General features: G+C 59.9%; 21 protein-coding genes, 1 pseudogene and 1 riboswitch. Of the genes and pseudogenes, 5 read left to right on the forward strand and 17 right to left on the reverse strand.

Annotated elements, in window-relative coordinates; all coding sequences use genetic code 11:
• The 13 genes and pseudogenes from ACO54Z_RS12345 to ACO54Z_RS12405 all read right to left on the reverse strand — a co-directional run.
• Positions 1-544, reverse strand: a pseudogene (locus tag ACO54Z_RS12345) (hypothetical protein); the annotation flags it as partial.
• Positions 545-1,050: 506 nt separating this feature from the next.
• Complete coding sequence (thiQ, locus tag ACO54Z_RS12350) at positions 1,051-1,752, reverse strand: thiamine ABC transporter ATP-binding protein ThiQ (protein WP_485997287.1); 702 nt, start codon at positions 1,750-1,752, stop codon at positions 1,051-1,053.
• On the reverse strand, positions 1,730-3,319 hold the full coding sequence (gene thiP / locus ACO54Z_RS12355) for a thiamine/thiamine pyrophosphate ABC transporter permease (RefSeq protein ID WP_485997288.1): 1,590 nt from the start codon (positions 3,317-3,319) through the stop codon (positions 1,730-1,732). The genes thiQ and thiP overlap by 23 nt, the downstream gene beginning before the upstream one ends.
• 30 nt (positions 3,320-3,349) lie before the next feature.
• Positions 3,350-3,913, reverse strand: coding sequence for a hypothetical protein (locus ACO54Z_RS12360; protein WP_485997289.1), 564 nt, complete (start codon positions 3,911-3,913; stop codon positions 3,350-3,352).
• 81 nt (positions 3,914-3,994) lie between these two features.
• Complete coding sequence (locus ACO54Z_RS12365) at positions 3,995-4,792, reverse strand: WG repeat-containing protein (RefSeq protein WP_485997290.1); 798 nt, start codon at positions 4,790-4,792, stop codon at positions 3,995-3,997.
• A 103-nt stretch (positions 4,793-4,895) separates the two neighbouring features.
• Positions 4,896-5,036 (reverse strand): hypothetical protein, encoded by a 141-nt coding sequence (locus ACO54Z_RS12370; RefSeq protein WP_485997291.1) that lies wholly within the window; start codon positions 5,034-5,036, stop codon positions 4,896-4,898.
• On the reverse strand, positions 5,012-5,995 hold the full coding sequence (gene thiB / locus ACO54Z_RS12375; protein ID WP_485997292.1) for a thiamine ABC transporter substrate binding subunit: 984 nt from the start codon (positions 5,993-5,995) through the stop codon (positions 5,012-5,014). Before thiB ends, ACO54Z_RS12370 begins: the two co-directional genes overlap by 25 nt.
• 37 nt (positions 5,996-6,032) lie before the next feature.
• Positions 6,033-6,125: riboswitch (TPP riboswitch) on the reverse strand.
• Positions 6,126-6,471: 346 nt separating this feature from the next.
• Positions 6,472-7,995, reverse strand: coding sequence for a cytochrome-c oxidase, cbb3-type subunit III (ccoP, locus tag ACO54Z_RS12380; protein WP_485997293.1), 1,524 nt, complete (start codon positions 7,993-7,995; stop codon positions 6,472-6,474).
• The gene (locus ACO54Z_RS12385; RefSeq protein ID WP_298079857.1) at positions 7,992-8,198 is read right to left on the reverse strand and encodes a cbb3-type cytochrome oxidase subunit 3; all 207 of its coding nucleotides are present in this window, start codon (positions 8,196-8,198) and stop codon (positions 7,992-7,994) included. The genes ccoP and ACO54Z_RS12385 overlap by 4 nt, the downstream gene beginning before the upstream one ends.
• A 6-nt stretch (positions 8,199-8,204) precedes the next feature.
• Positions 8,205-8,816 carry a cytochrome-c oxidase, cbb3-type subunit II gene (gene ccoO, locus ACO54Z_RS12390; RefSeq protein WP_298079877.1) on the reverse strand — a complete coding sequence of 204 codons (612 nt, stop codon included), beginning with the start codon at positions 8,814-8,816 and terminating at the stop codon, positions 8,205-8,207.
• Positions 8,817-8,841: 25 nt separating this feature from the next.
• On the reverse strand, positions 8,842-10,260 hold the full coding sequence (ccoN, locus tag ACO54Z_RS12395; RefSeq protein ID WP_298079858.1) for a cytochrome-c oxidase, cbb3-type subunit I: 1,419 nt from the start codon (positions 10,258-10,260) through the stop codon (positions 8,842-8,844).
• A gap of 460 nt (positions 10,261-10,720) precedes the next feature.
• Positions 10,721-11,335, reverse strand: a complete 615-nt coding sequence (locus tag ACO54Z_RS12400) for a histidine phosphatase family protein (RefSeq protein WP_485997294.1) — start codon at positions 11,333-11,335, stop codon at positions 10,721-10,723.
• A gap of 130 nt (positions 11,336-11,465) precedes the next feature.
• A complete protein-coding gene (locus ACO54Z_RS12405; protein WP_485997295.1) occupies positions 11,466-12,584 on the reverse strand; it encodes a lipid A deacylase LpxR family protein in 1,119 nt (372 codons plus the stop codon).
• A gap of 123 nt (positions 12,585-12,707) precedes the next feature.
• On the opposite strand from ACO54Z_RS12405, the gene rpmH reads away from it, so the two are divergent.
• Genes rpmH through mnmE form a run of 5 tightly spaced genes read left to right on the forward strand, consistent with a single transcriptional unit; the run spans position 12,708 to position 16,442 of the window.
• A complete protein-coding gene (gene rpmH, locus ACO54Z_RS12410) occupies positions 12,708-12,845 on the forward strand; it encodes a 50S ribosomal protein L34 (protein ID WP_298079861.1) in 138 nt (45 codons plus the stop codon).
• Positions 12,846-12,861: 16 nt separating this feature from the next.
• A complete protein-coding gene (rnpA, locus tag ACO54Z_RS12415; RefSeq protein ID WP_298079862.1) occupies positions 12,862-13,212 on the forward strand; it encodes a ribonuclease P protein component in 351 nt (116 codons plus the stop codon).
• Entirely contained in the window at positions 13,209-13,451 is a 243-nt protein-coding gene (gene yidD, locus ACO54Z_RS12420) for a membrane protein insertion efficiency factor YidD (RefSeq protein ID WP_298079863.1), read from the forward strand. The genes rnpA and yidD overlap by 4 nt, the downstream gene beginning before the upstream one ends.
• A complete protein-coding gene (yidC, locus tag ACO54Z_RS12425) occupies positions 13,435-15,111 on the forward strand; it encodes a membrane protein insertase YidC (RefSeq protein WP_485997296.1) in 1,677 nt (558 codons plus the stop codon). Before yidD ends, yidC begins: the two co-directional genes overlap by 17 nt.
• Positions 15,111-16,442 carry a tRNA uridine-5-carboxymethylaminomethyl(34) synthesis GTPase MnmE gene (gene mnmE, locus ACO54Z_RS12430; protein WP_485997297.1) on the forward strand — a complete coding sequence of 444 codons (1,332 nt, stop codon included), beginning with the start codon at positions 15,111-15,113 and terminating at the stop codon, positions 16,440-16,442. Before yidC ends, mnmE begins: the two co-directional genes overlap by 1 nt.
• A gap of 248 nt (positions 16,443-16,690) precedes the next feature.
• On the opposite strand, the gene ACO54Z_RS12435 is transcribed toward mnmE, so the two are convergent.
• From ACO54Z_RS12435 to ACO54Z_RS12450, 4 genes are all read right to left on the reverse strand, one after another.
• On the reverse strand, positions 16,691-17,479 hold the full coding sequence (locus ACO54Z_RS12435) for a factor H binding protein domain-containing protein (protein WP_485997298.1): 789 nt from the start codon (positions 17,477-17,479) through the stop codon (positions 16,691-16,693).
• Positions 17,480-17,826: 347 nt separating this feature from the next.
• Positions 17,827-18,993: a polyphosphate kinase 2 gene (ppk2, locus tag ACO54Z_RS12440; protein WP_485997299.1), complete on the reverse strand. Its 1,167-nt coding sequence runs from the start codon at positions 18,991-18,993 to the stop codon at positions 17,827-17,829.
• Between the two features lie 272 nt (positions 18,994-19,265).
• Positions 19,266-19,724, reverse strand: a complete 459-nt coding sequence (locus tag ACO54Z_RS12445; protein ID WP_485997300.1) for a hypothetical protein — start codon at positions 19,722-19,724, stop codon at positions 19,266-19,268.
• A gap of 93 nt (positions 19,725-19,817) precedes the next feature.
• Entirely contained in the window at positions 19,818-20,306 is a 489-nt protein-coding gene (locus ACO54Z_RS12450) for a hypothetical protein (RefSeq protein ID WP_485997301.1), read from the reverse strand.
• Positions 20,307-20,424: the final 118 nt, after the last annotated feature.

Genomic DNA, 20,424 nt, shown 5'->3' on the forward strand with positions numbered 1-20,424 from the left:
GCGGTGTTGGCGTCGGCGGTGTTGGCGTCGGCGGTGTTGGCGTCGGCGGTGTTGGTGCCGGCAGGGTTGGTGTCGGCGGGGTTGGCACAGGCGGGGTTGGCGGTTCGGGGTCAGGGGTGTTTTGTGCTTCCGGCGCGCGGTCATGGTGGTGTGCGGTCAGCGCCGCGCCGCCCGCAATCAGGGCGACGCCGCCAAGGATGGCCGCCGGTGCGGCGGCCGCGGTTTCGCTGGCGAGGGTGTGCGCTGGGGCGAGCGGGTAGCGCTGCATTCCGCCGTTTTCTTGCAGGCCGATGAGTGCGCCCGCGTCACGGCTGTAGTAGTGGGCGATGGTGAGTGCGTCGTGGCCGTCGATGCTGATGTGCAGCGCGTCGCCGTTGCGGCGGGCGTGCAGGTTTTGTGGGGCGAAGCCGGTCGTTTCGTCGTTGAGCTGGTAGTAGGCGCCCGCGACCGCGTCGAGGGTGAGCGGTGCGGCGGGGTCGAGTTCGTAGAGGTCGAGGGTGTTACCACGACGGTCCTTGAGAATGAGGGTGATGGGGTGGGGCATGGTTGTTGTGGTGTTTGTTGTTGTGGTTTATGGGGAAACTCGTGCCGTACAAAAATGTACTGTCTTCGGCGGCGCGTCTTATAGCCATCCACCGAAAGTTTCAGACAAGGCGCGTCGCCGAAGACAGTACGCGGTTGTACGGCGAGGCGACGCAACACCGTATGAGGCTTTCGGTGGACGGCTATACAGAACTTTGTGTGAGTACCGCTATAGCACCAGTCTTGCCATTGTGCGGGGTTGGGGGTTTTGTAATGTTAGTAGCGGTATTGGCGCCCCGCGCGGCGTGGTTATGTGGAGGATGGCTGTGGCTCTATCGTTGTGTTTGGTTGTTTTGATGAGCTTTTTTTGCCAGTCGGCGACGTTTTTGGGTGTGTTGCGACGGGTTTTGTTGGGTCGCCGGGGCAGCGGCAGGTTTTCTGACGCTATCCACCACAGTCTTCCCCCCACGGGGAGAGGGGCTGAGCGGTGGGGGGGCGCTGCTTGTCGCCAGCGCAATGGTCAAGCCTCTAATGTGAGCTGATGCCCAACAGCGTTGCTACCGGGCTGTCGCCACGGGCGAGGTCGGCGGTCGCGCCGTCCCAGGCGATTGTGCCGCCGTCGATGACGATGCTGCGCGGCGCGATGCGCAGTGCGTCGTCGATGTTGTGCGTCACCATCAACAGCAGCGGCTGGCAGCGCAGGCAGGTGTCGTCCAGCAAATCCAGCATCTCTACGCGCAGCGCCGGGTCAAGCGCGGAGAAGGGTTCGTCCAAAAGCAGCAGCGGGCGGTCGCGCAGCAGGCAGCGGGCGAGTGCAACGCGCTGTTTTTGTCCGCCGGAGAGTTGTTCGGGCAGGCGGTCAAGCAGCCCGGCGAGGCCGGTTTTTTCAGCAGTTGCTTGCAGTTGCGCGCGCTGGTCGGGCGTGAGTTTGAGGTTGGGGCTGAGGCCGATGGCGATGTTGTCGCGCACGTTCAGGTGGCTGAACAGGTTGTGCTCCTGGTAGAGCATGGAGATGGGGCGCGCGGCGGGCGCGGCGGCGGTGTAGTCCGCGCCGTTTATCAGCAGGCGGCCGCTGTGGGCGGGGAGGAAACCGGCGATGAGGTTGAGCAGGGTGCTTTTACCCGCGCCGCTCGTGCCGAGGATAGCGAGGCGTTCGCCTGCGGCGGCGTGCAGGGTGTAGTGCATTTGGTAGGGCGGGTGGCGCCATTCAAGGTTGTCGAGGGTGAGCATGGGGGCGTTCGATCAGGGTGTAGAGGGCGAGGCTGAGCAGCAGCAGGATGAGCGCGGTGACGTCGCTGGCGTCGGAGCGGTAGGCGTCGAATTGTTGGTAGAGCAGGTAGGGCAGGGTGAGGAAGTCGGCGTTGCCAAAGAGGGCGATGATGCCGAGGTCGCCAAGCGAGAGGATGCAGGCGAAGGCGTAGGCCTGCGCCAGCGGGCGTTTCAGCGCGCGCAGTTCGATGTGTTTCAGGCGGGTGAGTCCGCGCACGCCGAGTCCGGCGCAGAGGCGGCTGTAGTTGCTGGCGAGGTCTTGCATCGGCGCGGCGAGGATTTTCAGGGTGTAGGGGATGGCCATCAGGCTGTTGCAGCCGATGATGATGGCGTCGGCGTGTTGTGGCAGGCCAATGGTGCGGCGCAGCAGGAGGAAGATGCCGGTGGCGAGGACGATGCCGGGCATGGCGAGGTTAATCATGCCGCTGGTTTCGAGCAGGTTGGCGGCGAGCGGGCGGCCGCGCAGGCGCAGTTCGCGGCTGCTCCAGAGGAGCATCAGGCAGAGGGTGATGCTGAGCAGCCCGGCGGGCAGGGCGATGCGCAGCGAGGTAATCACGGCACGCCAGAGGGCGGGGTCGCGCAGGACTTCGGGCAGGTGGTGGTTCAGGCCGCCGAGGATGACGGCGACGAGCGGCGGCAGCAGGTAGAGCAGCATCGCGCCGATGAGGGCGGTGTCGGCGAGACGCGGCCACCAGCCGCGCGGGGTGTCGTGCCAGGGATGGAGGCGGCCGGGGACGGTATTGAGGTTTTTGGCGAGCATTTGCGCGATGAGGACAAGGCTCAGGCAGCAGGTGATTTGCACGAGGGCGAGCAGCGCGGCGCGGTCGGGCTGGTAGGTGAAGGTCAGCGCCTGGTAGATGGCGAGTTCGATGGTGGTCGCTTTTGGCCCGCCGCCGAGGATGAGGATGGTGCTGAAGCTGGTGAAGCAGAGCATATAGACGAGGGCGGCGGTGGGCGGCAGTTGGCGACGCAGCCACGGCCATTCGACGTGGCGGAAGAACGCCCAGCCGCGCACGCCGAGTTGGGCGGCGAGCTGGCGCTGTTCGCCGGGGATGTGTTCGAGGGTGTTGAGCAGGAGGCGGGTGGCGAGCGGCAGCGCGAAGAATTGGTGGACGAGGAGGATGCCGGTCAGGCCATAGGGTTTGAATGTCCATTGTCCGCCAAACGCCTGCCAGAGGTGCGCCAGCCAGCCCTGTTTGCCGTACACGCCGATGATGCCGGAGATGGCGACCAGCGTCGGCAGCGCCAGGGTCAGGGTGGCGAAGCGCAGCAGCAGGGTGCGGCCGGGGAATCGGCGGCGCGCCAGCGCGCGGGCGAGGAAGACGGCGGGGACAACGGCGAGTGCGGTCGCCAGCGTCGCCTGCCAGAAGGTGAAGCGCAACACGCGCCAGAGGTAGGCATCGCCGAGGTACTGCGCCTGCGCGATGCCGCCTTGCAGGATGAGGGCGGTGAGCGCGGCGGCACCGGTGGCGAGGAGCAGGGCGGCGGCGATGAGGCCGGGGCGGAGCCAGGGGGGGATGCGGGGCATGGTTTTTACGGGTGATGTCTGAATACGGTTTTATGGCAATCTGCCGTCTGCCATGTATTGCGATGGGGGAATGCCAAGGGTAATGCCGCCTTCTTCCAGCACATACGCCATATGCGGCCAGAAACAGCCTGCTTCCATCGCGGGTGCGTCTGTGGTTTTCAGGCGGCGTAATAAATCCGCCGCTTCTACTTCCAGACTGTTATCGGGCTTCAGATTGCCTTTTAGCGTATAAATGCTCACCATCCATTGGCAGTAGCTTTGCAGAAAGTGTTCCAATGAATGGTTCGCATAAATAAAAATGCCGTTGAGATTCATCCGGTCGCTGTTAAGCAGATATACCTGCCCCGTTTCATTAAGCACCAAAGCGCCAAAATCACAGACGCCGAAAGCATAAAATGTTTTCCCGTTGGCTTTAATGGTTATTTTCTGGTCGGGATAACGGATAAAGCAAAATCCCGATGGTCTGTAGTCTTCCAGATAGCCATAGAGGTTTTCATGCAAAGTATAGAAATCCATTTTTTCGATATTGCCGTCTGCGGTGGCGGTAAAACCGTAATCAGCCAGGAATTGCAATTTGTCCAGCAGTCTTTTCATGTTTGGATTTTGTCGGGTTGGTGGGAGGAAGCAATTCGGCGGCAGATTCGGCAACCGTTGCCGCGACTACACAAATACGCCTCAAGCCTCCGGCAGCGGCAGCGGGTGGCAGAATGTGCCTTCCGGCAAGGTATTGCCCTGCGGGTCAATCGCCACCTGCTTGCCGTCTTTCACCGCTTCGACGCAGACACGGTCGCGGCTGCCCGCCCAGTTGTGGCTGAAGCCTTCCGCTTCTTCGTATGCAAAGGGTTGCACGGTTTCGCCTTTGAGGTTGATGTAGCCCCAGCGGTCGCCCTTTTTCACCGGGGCGACGTCAGCGCCGAAGCCGCCCGCGTCGTCGTAGGCGAGCGCGATGAGGGTGTTGCCCTTTTCATCGAGATAGCCGCATTTGCCCGCTTTGCAGGCAACGGTGGTGTAGCCCCGGTTGTCTTCGCGGCGCATGAAGCCGTCCATTCGCTCATATTGCAGCGGCACGACGGTTTTGCCGTGACGGTCAATCATGCCGTAGCGCCCGGCCTTGCCGACGATGGCGAGTGCGTCGTCGTAGGGAAACAGGCTCACTTGCTCAAATTCCCAGGCGGTGTGCGCCTTGCCCCGGGTATCGACGTAAGCCCAGCGCCCGTCTTTCATCACCGGCGTCAGCGTGTCGGCGACGTAATCGTTGTACACGGCATCAAACTGCGCGGGGACGGTGATTTCGCCGCTGCCCGGGTCAAAGAAGCCTTTTTTGCCGTGTTGGCTGAAGACGCCCAACGCGCCGCAGACGTTGCGATGGATTTCGATGCCCTCGCCTTGCGGCACTTCGAGCGGGGCGGGGCATTCGATGGCGTGGGCATGGGGCGCTGCCAAAAGCAGCGCGGTCAGGATGATTTTTTGCATGAGGTCATTGTCTTGCGGGTTTATGTTTACATACACCTTGAGCGCTCAGGTGTATGTAAAAGAACACTCCCCTCCCCCTGCGGGGGAGGGGACGGGGGTGGGGTTAAGTATTGCTGCCGCCGATGTCGTTTTTGCTATGGCAGGTCGGCCATGAATGGCCGACCTGCGTTTGCGGTTTTGTGAGGATGGCTATATAAGCGGCAAACGGGATGCCTGCTTTTACTTGCTCACCGCCTGTTGCCATTGCTCAATCCACTGCGGCCGGTTTTTCTCCACTTCGTCCGGGGTGAATTGCAGCGTCTTTTCCGGGCGCGGCAGTTTGGCAAACGCTTCCGGCAACGTCACGTCAGCGGCGGGATAAACCCAGTTGGTGGTGGCGAGCTTGTCCTGGAAGGCGGGGGAAATGAGAAATTCGAGGAATTTCTGCGCCAGTTCGGGATTCTTGCTGGTGCGGGTACGCGCCGCCACTTCCACTTGCAGGTAGTGGCCTTCATCAAACAGGGCGGCGGCGTAATTATCGTTGTTTTCCTTCATGATTTGATAGGCGGGCGAAGTGGTGTAGTACAAGGCCATGTCGCTCTCGCCCTTGCGGAACAGGCCATAGGCCTCGCCCGAACCTTTGGCGACAGTCACCGTTTTCTTCGCCAGTTTTTCCCAGGCGGCGGGAGCGCCATCGCCAAACACCTTCTGCATCCACAACATGAAACCCTGCCCCGGCGTGCTCACGCGCGGGTCGGAATAAATCACCGTCCACGGCTCGTTGCTCTCGACCAGTTCATGCAGGCTGTGCGGCGGGTTTTTCAGGCGGGTTTTGTCGTAAACGAAGCCGAACCAGCCATAGTCATACGGCACGAAGACCTTGTCATCCCAGGCGACAGGCAGTTTCAGCTTGCTGGTATCGACCCCGCTCGGCGCGAGCAGGCCGGTATCCAGCGCCGCCTGCATCAGCGTATTGTCGATGCCGAGGACGACATCGGCGCTGTTCTGCTCGCCTTCCATGCGCAGGCGGTTCAAAATCATCACGCCGTGGTCAAGCGCCGCGTATTTGACTTCGCAGTCGCAGACTTTTTCAAATTCGGCCTTGAGACCGGGACCCGCACCCCATTCCGTATTGAAACCACCGTAGGTATAGACGGTGAGTACCGGCTTGGCAGACGCCGCGGCGGCGATGAGAGAGAGGAAAATCAGGGATTTTTTGAACACGTTGCACCTCGTTTTTGGGAAAAAGACCAGCCGCAACGGGATTGAGCGTCTCAATCCCTACGCCAGCATGATCCGGATCAGGTTCTGCGGGTATTTCTCAGCCGGCTCGCCGACACCCCGTTGAGAACGGCGACATTATATAGGGTCGGAGGCAGTTGTGTGGATTTTTGTGTGTATCTTATGTGGAAATCCTCAAATTAATCGCTAGTAAGGTGAATCATCGTTGTTTGTATTGTGAGGTTATGTGGATTTGGTCGTTCATCCATGTGCAGTGGGGACGGTTTTGGTATGTGTGCCGTTCATAAAAAACCACCCCGGAGGGCGGTTTTTTTCGCGGATGCCGGATTATAGCCATCCACCGAAAGTTTCAGACAAGGCGTATCGCCGAAGACAGTACGCGGTTGTACGGCGAGGCGATGCAACACAGTATGAGGCTTTCGGTGGGTGGCTATATTTGATCAGGCTGGCGAAGTAGGTCAGGGTTGTGCGGATTTGCTGTCGCTTGTCGCCGGGGCCTCGCTTGCCGGAGTGGTCGCTTCGGTAGCAGCTTTTTCTGCGTCGCTGGCCGCAGCAGCTTCGGCGGGTTTCGGGGCGGCGGTTTCTGTTGCAGGAGCGGTTGCTTCGGCGGCGGGTTTTTCTGCTTCGCTGGTTGTCGCGGCTTCGGCTGCGGGCGCGGTCGCTTCAGCGGCGGGTTTTGCCGCTTCGCTGGTGGCAGCAGGTTCGGCGGTCGCCGGTGCGGCGGTTTCGCTCGCGGGAGTGGTCGCTTCGGCGGTGGGTTTTGCCGCTTCGCTGGCAGCGGTTTCGGCGGCAGCGGTTTCGGCTGCGGGCGCGGCCGCTTCGGCGGCGGGCGCAGTCGCTTCGGCGGCGGGTTTTTCTGCTTCGTTGGTAGCAGCAGATTCAGCGGCGGCGGTTTCGGCTGCGGGCGCGGTCGCTTCAGCGGCGGGTTTTTCTGCTTCGCTGGTTGTCGCGGCTTCGGCGGTCGCCGGTGCGGCGGTTTCACTCGCAGGAGCAGTCGCTTCGGTAGCAGGTTCTGCCGCTTTTTCTTCCGCCGCTTCTTCTTCGTCCTGGCTCAGCGAATAGACGTAGGCAGCGACGACTTTGATTTTGGCGTCGCCCAGGGTGTCTTTCCACGCGGGCATGACGTTGTTGCGCGGTTGCTGGATTTGGTGTTCGATGAAGGCTTTGAGCGCCGCCGGGTCTTCCGGGTCGTCGGCGTAGAGCCAGGTCTGGTCGGCGAGGTTGATGCCGCCGATGACCGGGTTGCCTTTGCCGTCCGGGCCGTGGCAGGCGATGCAGCTGGTGCCGTAGAGTGCTTTGCCTTTGTCGGCGCGCGCCTGGTCGTGCGGGTAGCCGCCAAGCGAGAGGACGTAGTTGCTGACGTCGTCGAGTTTTTCCTGGTCTTCGGCGCTGGGCGGCTGGCCGGGGGTGACGGCTATCAGCGCGCCACCGGGTGGCATCGCGCCGGTGTGGCCGTTGGTGATGGTGTTGATGATGTTTTCCGGTGTGCCGCCCCAGATCCAGTCTTTGTCGGTGAGGTTGGGGTAGCTGCCGGGGCTGCCGCCCGCGTCCGAGGCGTGGCAGACGGCGCAGTTTTGCAGGAAGATGCGGCGGCCTGTTGCGAGCGCGTCCGGGTCTTTGGCGAGTTCTTCGACGCTTTTGCCAGCGTAGTGGCGGAAGTATTCGGCGGAGCGGGAGTCGATTTTGCGGCTTTCCTGCTGGTATTGGCCAAGTTGTGTCCAGCCTTTGCTGCCTTTGTACACGCCGGGGTAAAGGAAGAGGTAGGCGATGGCGAAGGCGATCATCAGGTAAAACAGCGACAGCCACCAGCCCGGCATCGGGTTGTTCATTTCTTTGAGGTCGCCGTCCCAGGTGTGGTCGATGATTTCGCCTTCTTTGGCGTCGCCGCCCGCCTTGATGTGGGTCGTCCAGTACACCAGGCCGATGTAGCCGAGGATGTGCAGCACGGTGACGGCTGCGATGAAGATGCTGACTGCGGTCATTTGTTTTGCCTCTTGTTTTGTGCTGTGTCTGCCGGGTGCCGCGGGTGGATGGGGGCGTCGTTTTCGTCCTTGAGGGCGAGTTTTTCGGCATCTTCGTAGGGCTTGCGCCGTTGCGGCAGGTAGAGGATGACTACCATCAGGATGAAGGATGCGAAGAGGACGACGGTGGTGTATTTGACCCAGGCGATGCCGGCGGCTGTCATGTTCTGTTACCGGTTCTGTTCTTTGAAGGCGACGCCCAGGCCTTGCAGGTAGGCGACGAGTGCGTCCATTTCGGTTTTGTCTTTGAGTTTTTCCTTGACGCTTTCAACGTCCGCCTCGGTGTAGGGTTCACCCAGTTTTATTTTGGTACGGATGCTGTTTTCGGTGAGGGTGATGTCTGCCGGGGTTTTGTTCAGCCAGGGGTAGGCGGGCATATTGGATTCGGGAACGACGCTGCGCGGGTCGGTGAGGTGTTTGTGGTGCCAGTCGTCGCCGTATCGGCCGCCGACGCGGGCGAGGTCCGGGCCGGTGCGTTTGGAGCCCCACATGAAGGGGCGGTCGTACATGGATTCTTCGGCGACGGAGTAGTGACCGTAGCGCTCGGTTTCCCAGCGGAAGGGGCGGATCATTTGCGAGTGGCAGCCGTAGCAACCTTCGCGCACGTAGATGTTGAATCCGGCGAGGCGCAGCGGGTCGTAGGGTTTGACGTAGCCGTCTTCCGGGCGCAGTTTTTGGTCGAAAAACAGCGGCACGATTTGTACGAGGCCGCCCCAGATGACGGCGAAGAAGGTGAGGATGCCGAGGATGACGACGCTTTTTTCGATGCGTTCGTGGCTCATGAGGTTCATGCGGTTCTCCTTGTTCTCAGGCGGGTTGCGCTTGCAGTTGGGCAGCGGGCTGTTTGCCGCTGGCGACGGTACGCCAGCAGTTGTACGCCATCAGGCACATACCGCTCAGGAAGAAGCAGCCACCGAGGAAGCGGACGAAGTAGAAGATGTATTTTTTGCCGAGGATTTCGATGAAGGTGTAGGTGAGGCTGCCGTCGGCGGTGGTTTCGCGCCACAAGAGGCCTTCCATGATGCCAGCGACCCACATGGAGGTGACGTAGAGGACGATGCCGATGGTCGCCAGCCAGAAATGCACGAAAATCAGGCGTGTGGAGTACATTTCCGTCTTGCCGTAGAGGCGCGGCAGCATATGGTAGAGCGAGCCCATCGTTATCATCGCCACCCAGCCGAGCGCGCCGGAGTGGACGTGACCGACCGTCCATTCGGTGTAGTGCGACAGCGCGTTCACTTCCTTGATGGCCATCATCGGTCCTTCAAAGGTACTCATGCCGTAGAAGGCGAGTGCGACGAAGAGGAAGCGGATGATGGGGTCGGTGACGAGTTTGTTCCAGGCACCGGAGAGGGTCATCATGCCGTTAATCATCCCGCCCCAGGACGGTACCCAGAGGATGACGGAAAACGCCATGCCGAGCGACTGCGTCCAGTCCGGCAGCGCGGTGTAGTGCAGGTGGTGCGGCCCCGCCCACATATAGATGGAAATCAGCGCCCAGAAGTGGACGATGGAAAGGCGGTAGGAGTAAATCGGGCGACCGGCCTGTTTCGGCACGAAGTAATACATCATGCCGAGGAAGGCGGCGGTGAGGAAGAAGCCGACGGCGTTGTGGCCGTACCACCACTGCGCCATCGCATCGACCGCCCCGGCGTACACCGGGTAGGAATGCAGCCAGTCAATCGGCAGGGCGAGGTTGTTGAAAATGTGCAGCACGGCGACGGCGATGATGTAGGCGCCGTAGAACCAGAGGCCGACGTAAATGTGTTTTTCGCGGCGCTTGCCGATGGTGAAGAAGAAGACGTAGCCATAGGCGACCCAGACCACGGCGAGGGCGACGTCCAGCAGCCACGGCAGTTCCGCGTATTCCTTGCTTTGCGAATAGCCGAGGACGTAACTCAGCACGCCGAGTACCAGCACGGTCTGGTAGCCGTAGAAGGTGAAGGCGGCGATTTTGTCGGAGACGAGGCGGACGCTACAGACGCGCTGCACGACGTAATAAGACGTGGCAAAGAGCGCGTTGCCGCCAAAGGCGAAGATGACGCCGCTGGTATGCACCGGGCGCAAGCGACCATAGGACAGGAAATCAATGCCGCCGAACAGCGTCGGCCAGCGCAGTTGCGCGGCGATAATGACGCCGACCAGCATCCCGACGATGCCGAAGACAATCGCTGCCCAGGTGAACTGTTTGACGACGCGGTAGTTATAGGGAGTATCCGTAGTCATCAGAATTACCTCATCATGGATTCATTTATATAAAAGGAAATACCGGTTAATCCCCGGAAAGGGTTATCAGGATAGCATTCCGCCATCGCCTTAACAATCATCAACGCACAGATTTTTTTTCGTAACCTACGGTTATCACTGGAAATAAGACTAGGTCAGTCTTATTTGGGAATCGTGTTTGGCTTAATTGGAATTATAGCCATCCACCGAAAGTTTCAGACAAGGCGCGCCGCTGAAGGCAGTACGCGGTTGTACGGCGAAGCGGCGCAACACCGTATGAGGCTTTCGGTGGATGGCTATAAAAATAACGGCGGTGATTTTCGGAATAGTCTGGCGAATGGCGTTAATGTTTGCCGGGCATAAAAAATCCGCCGGAAGGCGGCGGAAAAGGCGGAAAAATTTTGTCGAAAACGGCGGCAACCGGGCGACGCGCCTGCCCTGTTTACGGCGTATGGCGCCCTCACGACGACTGAAAACGCAAGCGCAAGTCGTCGGCGGTGTCGCCTTGTAGCATCCAGACGGAAGTATTTGCCAGCGGCAGGCCGCTTTGAAAACGGCGGAAAGCGGTCATGTCCGCCGGCGTTTCCGCAGCAAAACCGAGCAGCCGCCAAGCGAGCAGACCAATCCAGATGCCGTGACCAAAAAGCAGACTGCCGTCCTCAAGCTGCGGGTAATGAGCGAGGAAAGCGCTGATGCGGCGGTTGAAAGCGGCGAAGCTGTCCGCGCCCGCGCCAGTACATTCCTGCGGGTCGGCACGCTGCCAGTAGGCATCCGCCAGCGGACGACGCGCAGCGCCGTTCATGCCGAGAATCCGCTCAAACGCGAGGCAGGAAAATTCGTTGAGCAGCGGCAAGACCTGCGGGGTGATGCCGTGCGCACTGCACCAAGGCGCGGCGGTTTGCTGGGTACGGTGCAGCTCGGAGACGTAAACGTGGTGGCTGGACGGCAGCCGGGCAACGAGCGCTTGAGCCTGTTTTTGTCCCCATGGCGAGAGGGCAATATCGCGCTCCGGTTTGCTGATGCCGCCAGCGTTGGCTTCGCTTTCGGCGTGGCGGATGAGGTAGAGGGTTTTCATGCTGTTATGGTTAATGCTGATTCGGCAGTGAGGGAAACGCAGCGATGCGGTTTTATAGCAATACGGACAAAGTTCTGTACAAGGCGCGACGCAACACCGGACAGGGCTTTGTAGGAATTGCTATATATTGTCAGAAGCGGTAACTGACGCCGATGGCACCAAAGCTGGAGCTGTTCGCCAGCGGGCCTTCAAATTCGCGGCTGCGCCAGTTCACGGTGTAGCTGATGCGAAAGTTTTTGTGGTTGTAGGCCGCGCCGAGGGCGATGTCGTGGACAAAGGGGCGTTTGTCCACGCGGTGGCTGTCTTTCCAGGTGTTGCCGTCAAGGAAAATGTTGCGCACCATCAGCCGCGCGTCGTAGCCGAGAAACGCCATCCAGCCGTGGCCGTCGGTATATTCAAAGTAGCCGCTGCCGGGAATGGCGGGGCGGACGCGCACTGGCTGCGTCTGCCAGCGCAGGTTGGCGGGGGTGAGGTCGATGGTGAAGCCCGCGTTGGCGTAGGTGTAAACGTTGCCGAGGGTGACGCCGACGTGCGGCGCGAAGCGCGCGTGCAGGCTTTTGCCGAAGTCGGCGGTGTAGCGCCCCGGCCAGGAGCGCTCCCACGAGAGCATGACGGCCGGTTCGTCGCGCAGTTGGTATTTCCAGCCGTGCGGCTGGTAGTCGGCGTGGATGAGGCGGTGAAATTTGTCCTGAATAAACTCGCCCTGCGCCGACGGGCCAATCCAGCCGAGGGTGAGCTCAACGTCGTCCATGCGCCGCCCGGTGATGGTGCTCAGCCCCGCCGAGCCATAGACGAAGGCGGCGTAGGGGCGGTCGCGCGGGTCAAGGGTGTCGCGGTCGATGTCGCTTGGCGTGTAGAGATTGTGGCCGAAGCTGTAGTAGGTGCTGGTGGTTTTGTTGCGCTCGAAGGTGGGAACGAGGCGGTCAATCCAGTCCACATAAAAGGGCTGGTCGGCACCGACGTTGAACCAGGTGAGACGCAGACCGTTGGTGTAGTCGCGGTCGTAGCCGCTGCCGAACTTGTCGTTTTCGATATTGAGGGTGAAGAAACGCTCGTTGCTGCGCAGAATGTGATCGGGCAGTTCGTCCACGATGGGCTCGCGCGGTTTTTCCACGGTCACTTCCGGCGTTTGCAAGACGACGTCGGCGCTTTTGCCGTCTTTGGGCGGGAAGAGTTGGCGCCAATGGTTGACGGGCTCAGCGTGCGCAACGCCGGTTATCAGTAAAATCAACAGGATGGAACGCATCATGGTCTCCGGTGAATGAGCGGCACACTCTAACCGAATCCGCCGCCGCGCGGTAGCGGCAAATTGACATTTCCGGGGGCTATCCGTATGATTGCGCGCTTTGAATTTTCCCCAGGAGCATTAAAAATGTCGAAAAGAACTTTCCAGCCGAGCAACCTCTCCCGCAAGCGTACCCACGGCTTCCGCGCCCGCATGGCAACCAAAAATGGCCGCCAGGTTCTGAAGCGCCGCCGCGCCAAGGGACGCCACCGCCTGACCGTGTAATCGCGGCCAGTGCAGCGTGAACACGTCATTTCCCCGCACGGCGAGACTGACGCAGCGCGCTGACTTCGACCACGTATTTCAAGCCCCTGAACGCAAAAGCAGCGACCGCTGTTTTACCGTTCTGGGGCGTTGTCGTCTGCAAGGCGGGGCGGCGCGGCTGGGGCTGGTCATCGCGAAAAAGCAAATCCGCCGCGCGCACGAGCGCAACCGCATCAAGCGGCTCATCCGCGAAAGTTTCCGCCACCTGCCCGCCCGTGAAAAAGAGGCGCTGGACATCATCGTCATCGCCCGCCACGCCGCCGAAACACACGACAACGCTGCCATTGCCCGCCTCCTCGCCCGCCACTGGCAGCGTCTTTTCCCATGAAAAAACTGCTGATTGGCGCCATCCGCCTTTACCGCAAAACCTTGAGCCCATTTATCGGGCAACAATGCCGCTTCGAGCCGACCTGCTCACACTACGGCGAAGAAGCCATCGAAAAACACGGCGCGCTGCGCGGTTCCATCCTGACCGTGTGGCGCATATTACGATGTGGCCCCTGGTGCAAGGGCGGCTACGATCCCGTTCCCGAAACCTTCCTGGTGAAGCATGAAAAACAACCCTAAACTGCTTTTGTACATCGCGGCCGCCTTCATCGCCTTCCTGCTCTGGCAGAAATGGCAAATTGCCCACCTGCCACCCGCACCGCCTCCAGCCAGCGCCAGCGTTCCCGCTGCGACCGACGTTCCTGCCAGCAACAACAACGGTGCCGACGTACCCGCAGCCAGTAGCAGTAGTGGCAGCGACGTCCCCGGCGACAACCCGCAAGCCGCTGATAACGGCGCCATCATCCACGTCAAAACCGACGTCCTTGAACTCGACATCGCCAGCAAGGGCGGCACCATCATCCGCGCCGACCTGCCCGCCTACCCTGAAACCAAAAACGGCGGCAAACCGCTCGCCCTGCTGCACACCGAAAACCCTGGTCGCTTCCTTCTGCAAAGCGGGCTGACCTCCAGCGACAGCAAAGCGCCGAGCCACCTTGACACCTTCAGCAGCACCACCAACAGCTACACCCTCGCCGACGGAGAGGACACCCTCGCCGTACCGCTCAGCTGGCAAGAAAACGGCATCACCGTCAACAAAACCTACACCTTCAAGCGCGGTGCCTACGACTTCGCCCTCGAACAAAAAATCCAGAACGACAGCGACAAAGCCTGGCGCGGCAACGCCTACCAACAATGGGTCTTCGGCCAGCCCGCACCGTCCAAAGGCCTCGGCCAAGTCGCCACCTTCACCGGCGCGGTGATGTCCTACGACGACGACCCCTACGAAAAAATCAAACTCGGCACCGCCTTTGAAACCCAAAGCCAGACCGGCTGGGTGGCGATGATCCAGCACTACTTCCTCGGCGCCATCGTGCCGCCGCAAGGCCAGCCGCAGACTTTCTTCAGCAAAAACTACAACAACAGCAGCGACCACTACGCCGGTATCATCGGCGCCGCGAGCGAAGTCGCCCCCGGCGCCAGCACCAGCTTCACCAGCAAAATCTACATCGGCCCGAAAATCCAGCACGACCTGAAAGCCGTCGCCCCGAACCTCGACAAAACCGTCGATTACGGCTTCCTCTTCATGATCGGCCAGCCGATGTTCTACGTCATCAACTTCATCCACGGCATCGTCCACAACTGGGGCTGGGCCATCATCATCACCACCCTGCTCATCAAGCTGCTCTTCTTCGCCCCGTCCGCCTGGGCCTACAAATCCATGGCGAAAATGCGCCGCCTCGGCCCGGAAATGCAGCGCATCAAAGAGCGCTACGGCGACGACCGCCAGGCCGCCAGCATGGCGATGATGAAACTCTACAAAGACGAAAAAGTGAACCCGGCCAGCGGCTGCCTGCCGATGCTGCTGCAAATCCCCTTCTTCATCGCCTTCTACTGGGTGCTGGTCGAATCCGTCGAACTGCGCCACGCGCCGTGGCTCGGCTGGATACAAGACCTCTCGGCGATGGACCCCTACTACATCCTGCCGATCATCAACGCCGCGCTGATGTTCCTCCAGCAAAAACTCAACCCGCCGCCGCCGGACCCAACCCAGGCCAAAGTGATGATGATGCTGCCGCTCGTCTTCGGCGTGATGTTCATGTGGTTCCCCTCCGGCCTCGTCCTCTACTGGACGGTGAGCAACGCCTTCGGCATCGTCCAGCAATACATCATGAACAAACGCTACGGCGAACGGCAACCGGGACAACACCACCATCACGCCAAAGGAAACAAAGCCTGATGAACGCCCGCGACACTATTGCCGCCATCGCAACGCCGCCCGGAACGGGCGGCGTTTCCATAATCCGCATCAGCGGGCGCGACGCGCTTGCCATCGCGGGATGCCTCAGCGGCATCACCCCCGCGCCACGCCGCGCCACCCTCGCCCACATCCGCGACACGCACGGCGACACCCTCGACCAGGCGCTACTGCTCTACTACCCCGCGCCGCACTCCTACACCGGCGAAGACACCCTCGAAATCCAGGGACACGGCGGCATCGCCGTCACCCAGGCGGTGCTTGCCGCCGTGCTCGATGCAGGTGCGCGCCTCGCCGAACCCGGCGAATACACCCGCCGCGCCTACCACAACGGCAAAATCGACCTTGCCCAGGCAGAAGCCATCGCCGACCTCATCAACGCCCGCTCACAAGCGGCTGTCAAAGCGGCGAACCGCTCGCTGCAAGGCGACTTCTCGCGCGAAACCGACGCTCTTGCCGCCGAGCTGCTCGCGCTGCGCACCTACATCGAAGCGGCGCTGGACTTCCCCGAAGAAGAAATCGACTACCTACAAGAAGGCGACATCACCGCCCGCCTGCAAGCGTGGGGCGGGCGTCTGCACGCCCTCTTGGCGCGCAGCCGGCAAGGGCGGCTGATGAACGACGGCATCAACCTCGTCATCGCCGGCAAACCGAACGCGGGCAAATCCAGCCTGCTGAACGCGCTCGTCGGCGAAGAACGCGCCATCGTCACCGCACAAGCAGGCACCACGCGCGACATCGTGCGCGAAACCGTGCTGATACACGGGATGCCGGTCAACATCCTCGACACCGCCGGCCTGCGCGAAGCGGACGACCTCATCGAACAAGAAGGCATCCGCCGCACCCGCCACGCGCTGAGCCAGGCCGACCTCATCCTACTGCTGCGCGACGGCAGCGCGCTCGATGACACCAGCGGCGACGAAGCCCTGCCCGCAAGCGTCCCGCTGCTGCTCGCCTACAACAAGGCCGACCAAACCCCGCCCGCCGTACAGGCACAACACACGGACGGCCTCTGGCTCTCGGCAAAAACCGGCGCGGGCATCGACGCCCTGCGCGACGAAATCGCGCGCAGGGTGGGACGTGACGAACGCGAAGAAAGCCCGTACATCGCCCGCGAACGCCACCTGCGCGCGCTGCAACAGGCAGAAGCACACTACCGCGACGCCCTCGCCCAACTGCGCAGCACACAAAACGGCGAACTCATCGCCGAAGAGCTGCGCCTTGCCCACGAAGCATTGGGCAGCATCACCGGCGCGGTCAGCAGCGACGACCTGCTCGGCCACATCTTTTCTTCTTTCTGCATCGGCAAATAGCGCCCATAAAAAAGCCACGGCAAGCCGTGGTGCAATCTGCATATAGCCATCCACCGAAAGTTTCAGACAAGGCGCGTCGCCGAAGACAGTACGCGGTTGTACGGCGCGGGTTTCCCTAAAAAATGGCTTTGCCATTTTTTAGGGTGCCCGGCCAGGCGACGCAACACCGTATGAGGCTTTCGGTGGATGGCTATAAATGCCGCTCGTAAAAAACGCCGGTTACCCGGCGTTTTTTGTTGACTAAGCGGTTACTGAATGTCGCCGCGCGTGCCGTGGAAGCCGATATATTCAACGGTGTCATCATTAGTGACAGTGCCAAGAATTTCTTCCGCGCCGTACCCAAAGAATCTGGCATCGTATTCCATTGATTTTCCTACCGTACTGGCTTTACCTTCTATTTTGGCGCCATTACTATTGCCATTGCCAATCTTGGCCGGATGCAAGGTGATGTTGCCGTAGCGGCTCAACCCTTGAATTTGTCCTTCGCCCTGTTTAGCACCGAAATCAACGTGATAGGTGAGCGTGCCACGGTCACTGATGTCAAAGGCGACACCGTTATAGGTAGCCTTGCCGGAGGCCGGTATCTGCTCCGCCCGGGTCGCTACACCATAATGTCCAGCGGAAGCCCAAACGCCTTCTTCATGGGTGCGGGCGGTAAAAATACCGCTACGGAAGCCCCGATAGCTGCGTACTGTCGCAGCGTCGTTGTCATTAGTATTCGCGAAATAGAAATTGCCGGGGAGAGAAGCAAAGCCGGCGGGCAGACTGCGTCCGTCAATGCGCATGGCGTCAGCAGTTGCATCCTGGATCGTTTTACCCGCGACGGTAAGGCGGAAAGGTTCAGGGTCGCCTGACCAATTCATCGTATCAGAGGACACTTGACTGGCCTCAAATGCCTGTTTTTCCTGGGCGGAAAGCTCATCGCGCGGGCTGTTTACAGCGCTGTTTACACTATTGTCATCGCCGCCACCACCACCACAGGCGGCGAGCAGGCAGGGAAGCAGTGCCAGTGCAAGAGTTTGGGGTAATATCTTCATTTAATAAATCCTTTTTTTGTTGGATGGACAGGAAAGCGGGGCAGTCGCCCCTCGCGAGAAATTATCATCCTTTTTCCGTCCGCCTGCCATAGGCGACGGGATTTTTTCAGCAAAAATCGCCGGTTGGCGACGCGTCCTGCCCGTTTACATACACTATAGCGGGGAAGGTGTATGTATAGCCATCCACCGAAAGTTTCAGACAAGGCGTGCCGCTGAAGACAGTACGCGGTTGTACGGCGCGAGTTTCCCTAAAAAATGGCGGAGCCATTTTTTAGGGTGCCCGGTCAGGCAACGCAACACCGTATGAGGCTTTCGGTGGATGGCTATAAATGGCAAGATTCGCCGCATCAGCCGTGGTCAATCGCCGTGCGCAGTTTGGCGTTGTCCGTTTCGTACAGCGCCCCGGCGCGCACCACCAGCAGCGGGTCAATTGCGCCAATTTGCGCGTTGTCTTTTTCCTGATAGGGGATGCGGCTCAGGACGTAGCGCATCGCGTTCAGCCGCGCGCGTTTTTTGCAGTTGGACTTGACCACAATCCACGGGCTTTCGGCGGTGTCGGTGTGGAAGAACATCGCTTCCTTGGCGGCGGTGTAGTCGTCCCATTTGTCCACCGAGGCCTTGTCCATCGGGCTTAATTTCCATTGTTTCAGCGGGTGCGCCTCGCGCTCCTTGAAGCGGCGGCGCTGTTCGTCCTGGCTGACGGAAAACCAGAATTTGATGAGGATGATGCCGCTGCGGACGAGGTTGCGCTCGAAATCCGGCACTTCGCGCATGAATTCGTCGTATTCAGCCGGGGTGCAGAAGCCCATGACGCGCTCGACCCCGGCGCGGTTGTACCAGCTGCGGTCAAACAGCACGATTTCGCCACGGGTCGGCAAATGTTTGATGTAGCGCTGGAAATACCATTGCCCCGCTTCCGATTCGGTCGGTTTTTCCAGCGCGACCACCCGCGCGCCACGCGGGTTCAGATGCTCCATGAAGCGCTTGATGGTGCCGCCCTTGCCCGCCGCGTCGCGCCCTTCAAAGAGGATGACGATGCGCTGCCCGGTTTCTTTCACCCATTTTTGCAGCTTGAGCAGCTCGACTTGCAGGTGGTATTTCTGCTTTTCGTAGTTTTTGCGGCTCATCCGGTTTTTGTAGGGGTAAACGCCTTCGCGCCAGCCTTCGACCAGTTCGTCATCCGGGCGCAACACGCCGTCTTCCGCCACCGGCGTGCTGTGGCGGAGGAACATCCGGTGCAGTTTTTCCAGATCGTCGGGCGAGAAGCTGGCGAGGACGGTATCGAGATAGCTGCCCGGCTCGCCCATGCGGCCATCGGCGATGTCGCGGCTGATGATGTCGCGCAGTGCTTCCGCCTGGCTGTCTTCGGCGCGCTGGGTTTTCGTGCTGATTTCATGGGCTTCCACCTGCGGCGAGCCGGGTTTGCCAATCGGCTCGACGTCGATGATTTTTTCCATGACGGGCGCGGTGGCCTGGCGCGGCTTGCGGGCGGGGGATTTTTTTACGGCTGTCATAAAGTCTCCTTACAGTTTCAATGGATGATGGCGCGATATTAACCGCTAACGCGGCCGCACTCCAGCGCAGCGGCGGCTTTGCGAGCGACAAAAAACCCCGCCGGAGCGAGGCGGGGCAATGACCGTTGCTTCAGGCTTTTTTCAATGGCCTTTGCTACGGCAATGTTTGATTCAATTTTCTTTGCCCATACTGCGTGCAGCTGTTTCCATGGTTGCGCTGTTTCGGCAATGGTTTCGCAACACCGTACAAGGCGATACTGCGGCAAAGCGGGTTATTTGTTTTTTTCCGGCGCTTTGCTCAATCCGCAAGCAATTTCTACCTGATTGTTCTTTTCGTCCAATTTGGCTTTTTCTGCCGAGAGGTCCGCATTCGGGTTGCCAATTTCTTTTTCCATCAGTGCAAGATTGGCTTCCATATCCATTTTTTCGACGGCACATTTGCAGGCTTCTTTTTTATCCTTGCCTTCTTTGCTGGTGCATTCGTCGATAAAGGCTGTTTTTAATTCTTCCGGATGTTGGCGCAGTTTGGCCATGAATTTTTTGGCCAATGCTTCTTTGGTCGGTTTTTTGCCGCTGGCCTGTGCTTCGGCAATGACTTCCGGCAATATTTCGTTACCGACTTTTTCAATCAGCGCATCAACTGCACTGGGGTTGCTGTTTGCTGCTGCAGCGGTGAGGTTGATACTGCTGAGCATCAGGGCAGCAAGGGCGGGTTTCAGGATGGTTTTCATGTGTACTCCGGTAAAAGGCAATCAGGGGAAGGGGTTATGGCAGGACGGCAGAGACAACAAAACCCCGCAGGGCGGGGTTTTGTCGGCGGGCAATCAACCTTTTTTGCCAGTCATTTCTTTCATGGCTTTTTCGGCGGCTTCTTTGGCGACTTTGATGTCAAGGTCGCAAGCCTTGTAATTTTCTTCGGCTTTGGCTTCCAGCGCCTTGACGGCTTCGGTTTGCTGGTTTTGCGGGTCAGCCATTTGTTTTTCCATCAGGTTGAATACGGCTTCATAGTCGGTTTTGTCGGTAACACACTGACAATTGCTGGCTTTGTCTGCACCGTAAAGGGTGGTGCAATCTTCGGTACCGGCTTTTTTCATTTCGTCCTGGTTGGCACGCAGTTTTTCGACCAGTTTTTTACCAACGGATTCCGGGGTCGGTTTGCCACCGTCTTTCATCACTTCCTGCATGACTTCCAGTCCGATTTTTTGGCCAAGCTCCTGGGATTTTTTGCCCATGCCGACGTCTTGTGCACTTGCAGCGAGGGTAACGCCTGCGAGGAGCAGGGCAGCTAGTGAGGTTTGCATCAGTTTTTTCATGTGAGACACCTTTTGCTATGTGTAAACGGAACATTCTCCGCAGCCGGAGAACGCGGCAAATTGTAAGCGATTTGCCTGTTGCTACGGGAATTTTATTTTGTGCCTGCCGGGTTTTGCG

The sequence above is a fragment of the Cardiobacterium sp. genome, from assembly GCF_057314735.1.

Coding starts and splice junctions, on each gene's coding strand:
- thiQ (WP_485997287.1), bottom strand. CDS start 1,752: ATGCTCACCCTCGACAACCTTGAATGGCGCCACCCGCCCTACCAAATG.
- thiP (WP_485997288.1), bottom strand. CDS start 3,319: ATGCCCCGCATCCCCCCCTGGCTCCGCCCCGGCCTCATCGCCGCCGCC.
- ACO54Z_RS12360 (WP_485997289.1), bottom strand. CDS start 3,913: ATGAAAAGACTGCTGGACAAATTGCAATTCCTGGCTGATTACGGTTTT.
- ACO54Z_RS12365 (WP_485997290.1), bottom strand. CDS start 4,792: ATGCAAAAAATCATCCTGACCGCGCTGCTTTTGGCAGCGCCCCATGCC.
- ACO54Z_RS12370 (WP_485997291.1), bottom strand. CDS start 5,036: ATGGCAACAGGCGGTGAGCAAGTAAAAGCAGGCATCCCGTTTGCCGCT.
- ccoP (WP_485997293.1), bottom strand. CDS start 7,995: ATGACCGCAGTCAGCATCTTCATCGCAGCCGTCACCGTGCTGCACATC.
- ACO54Z_RS12385 (WP_298079857.1), bottom strand. CDS start 8,198: ATGACAGCCGCCGGCATCGCCTGGGTCAAATACACCACCGTCGTCCTC.
- ccoO (WP_298079877.1), bottom strand. CDS start 8,816: ATGAGCCACGAACGCATCGAAAAAAGCGTCGTCATCCTCGGCATCCTC.
- ccoN (WP_298079858.1), bottom strand. CDS start 10,260: ATGACTACGGATACTCCCTATAACTACCGCGTCGTCAAACAGTTCACC.
- ACO54Z_RS12400 (WP_485997294.1), bottom strand. CDS start 11,335: ATGAAAACCCTCTACCTCATCCGCCACGCCGAAAGCGAAGCCAACGCT.
- ACO54Z_RS12405 (WP_485997295.1), bottom strand. CDS start 12,584: ATGATGCGTTCCATCCTGTTGATTTTACTGATAACCGGCGTTGCGCAC.
- rpmH (WP_298079861.1), top strand. CDS start 12,708: ATGTCGAAAAGAACTTTCCAGCCGAGCAACCTCTCCCGCAAGCGTACC.
- yidD (WP_298079863.1), top strand. CDS start 13,209: ATGAAAAAACTGCTGATTGGCGCCATCCGCCTTTACCGCAAAACCTTG.
- yidC (WP_485997296.1), top strand. CDS start 13,435: ATGAAAAACAACCCTAAACTGCTTTTGTACATCGCGGCCGCCTTCATC.
- mnmE (WP_485997297.1), top strand. CDS start 15,111: ATGAACGCCCGCGACACTATTGCCGCCATCGCAACGCCGCCCGGAACG.
- ACO54Z_RS12435 (WP_485997298.1), bottom strand. CDS start 17,479: ATGAAGATATTACCCCAAACTCTTGCACTGGCACTGCTTCCCTGCCTG.
- ppk2 (WP_485997299.1), bottom strand. CDS start 18,993: ATGACAGCCGTAAAAAAATCCCCCGCCCGCAAGCCGCGCCAGGCCACC.
- ACO54Z_RS12445 (WP_485997300.1), bottom strand. CDS start 19,724: ATGAAAACCATCCTGAAACCCGCCCTTGCTGCCCTGATGCTCAGCAGT.
- ACO54Z_RS12450 (WP_485997301.1), bottom strand. CDS start 20,306: ATGAAAAAACTGATGCAAACCTCACTAGCTGCCCTGCTCCTCGCAGGC.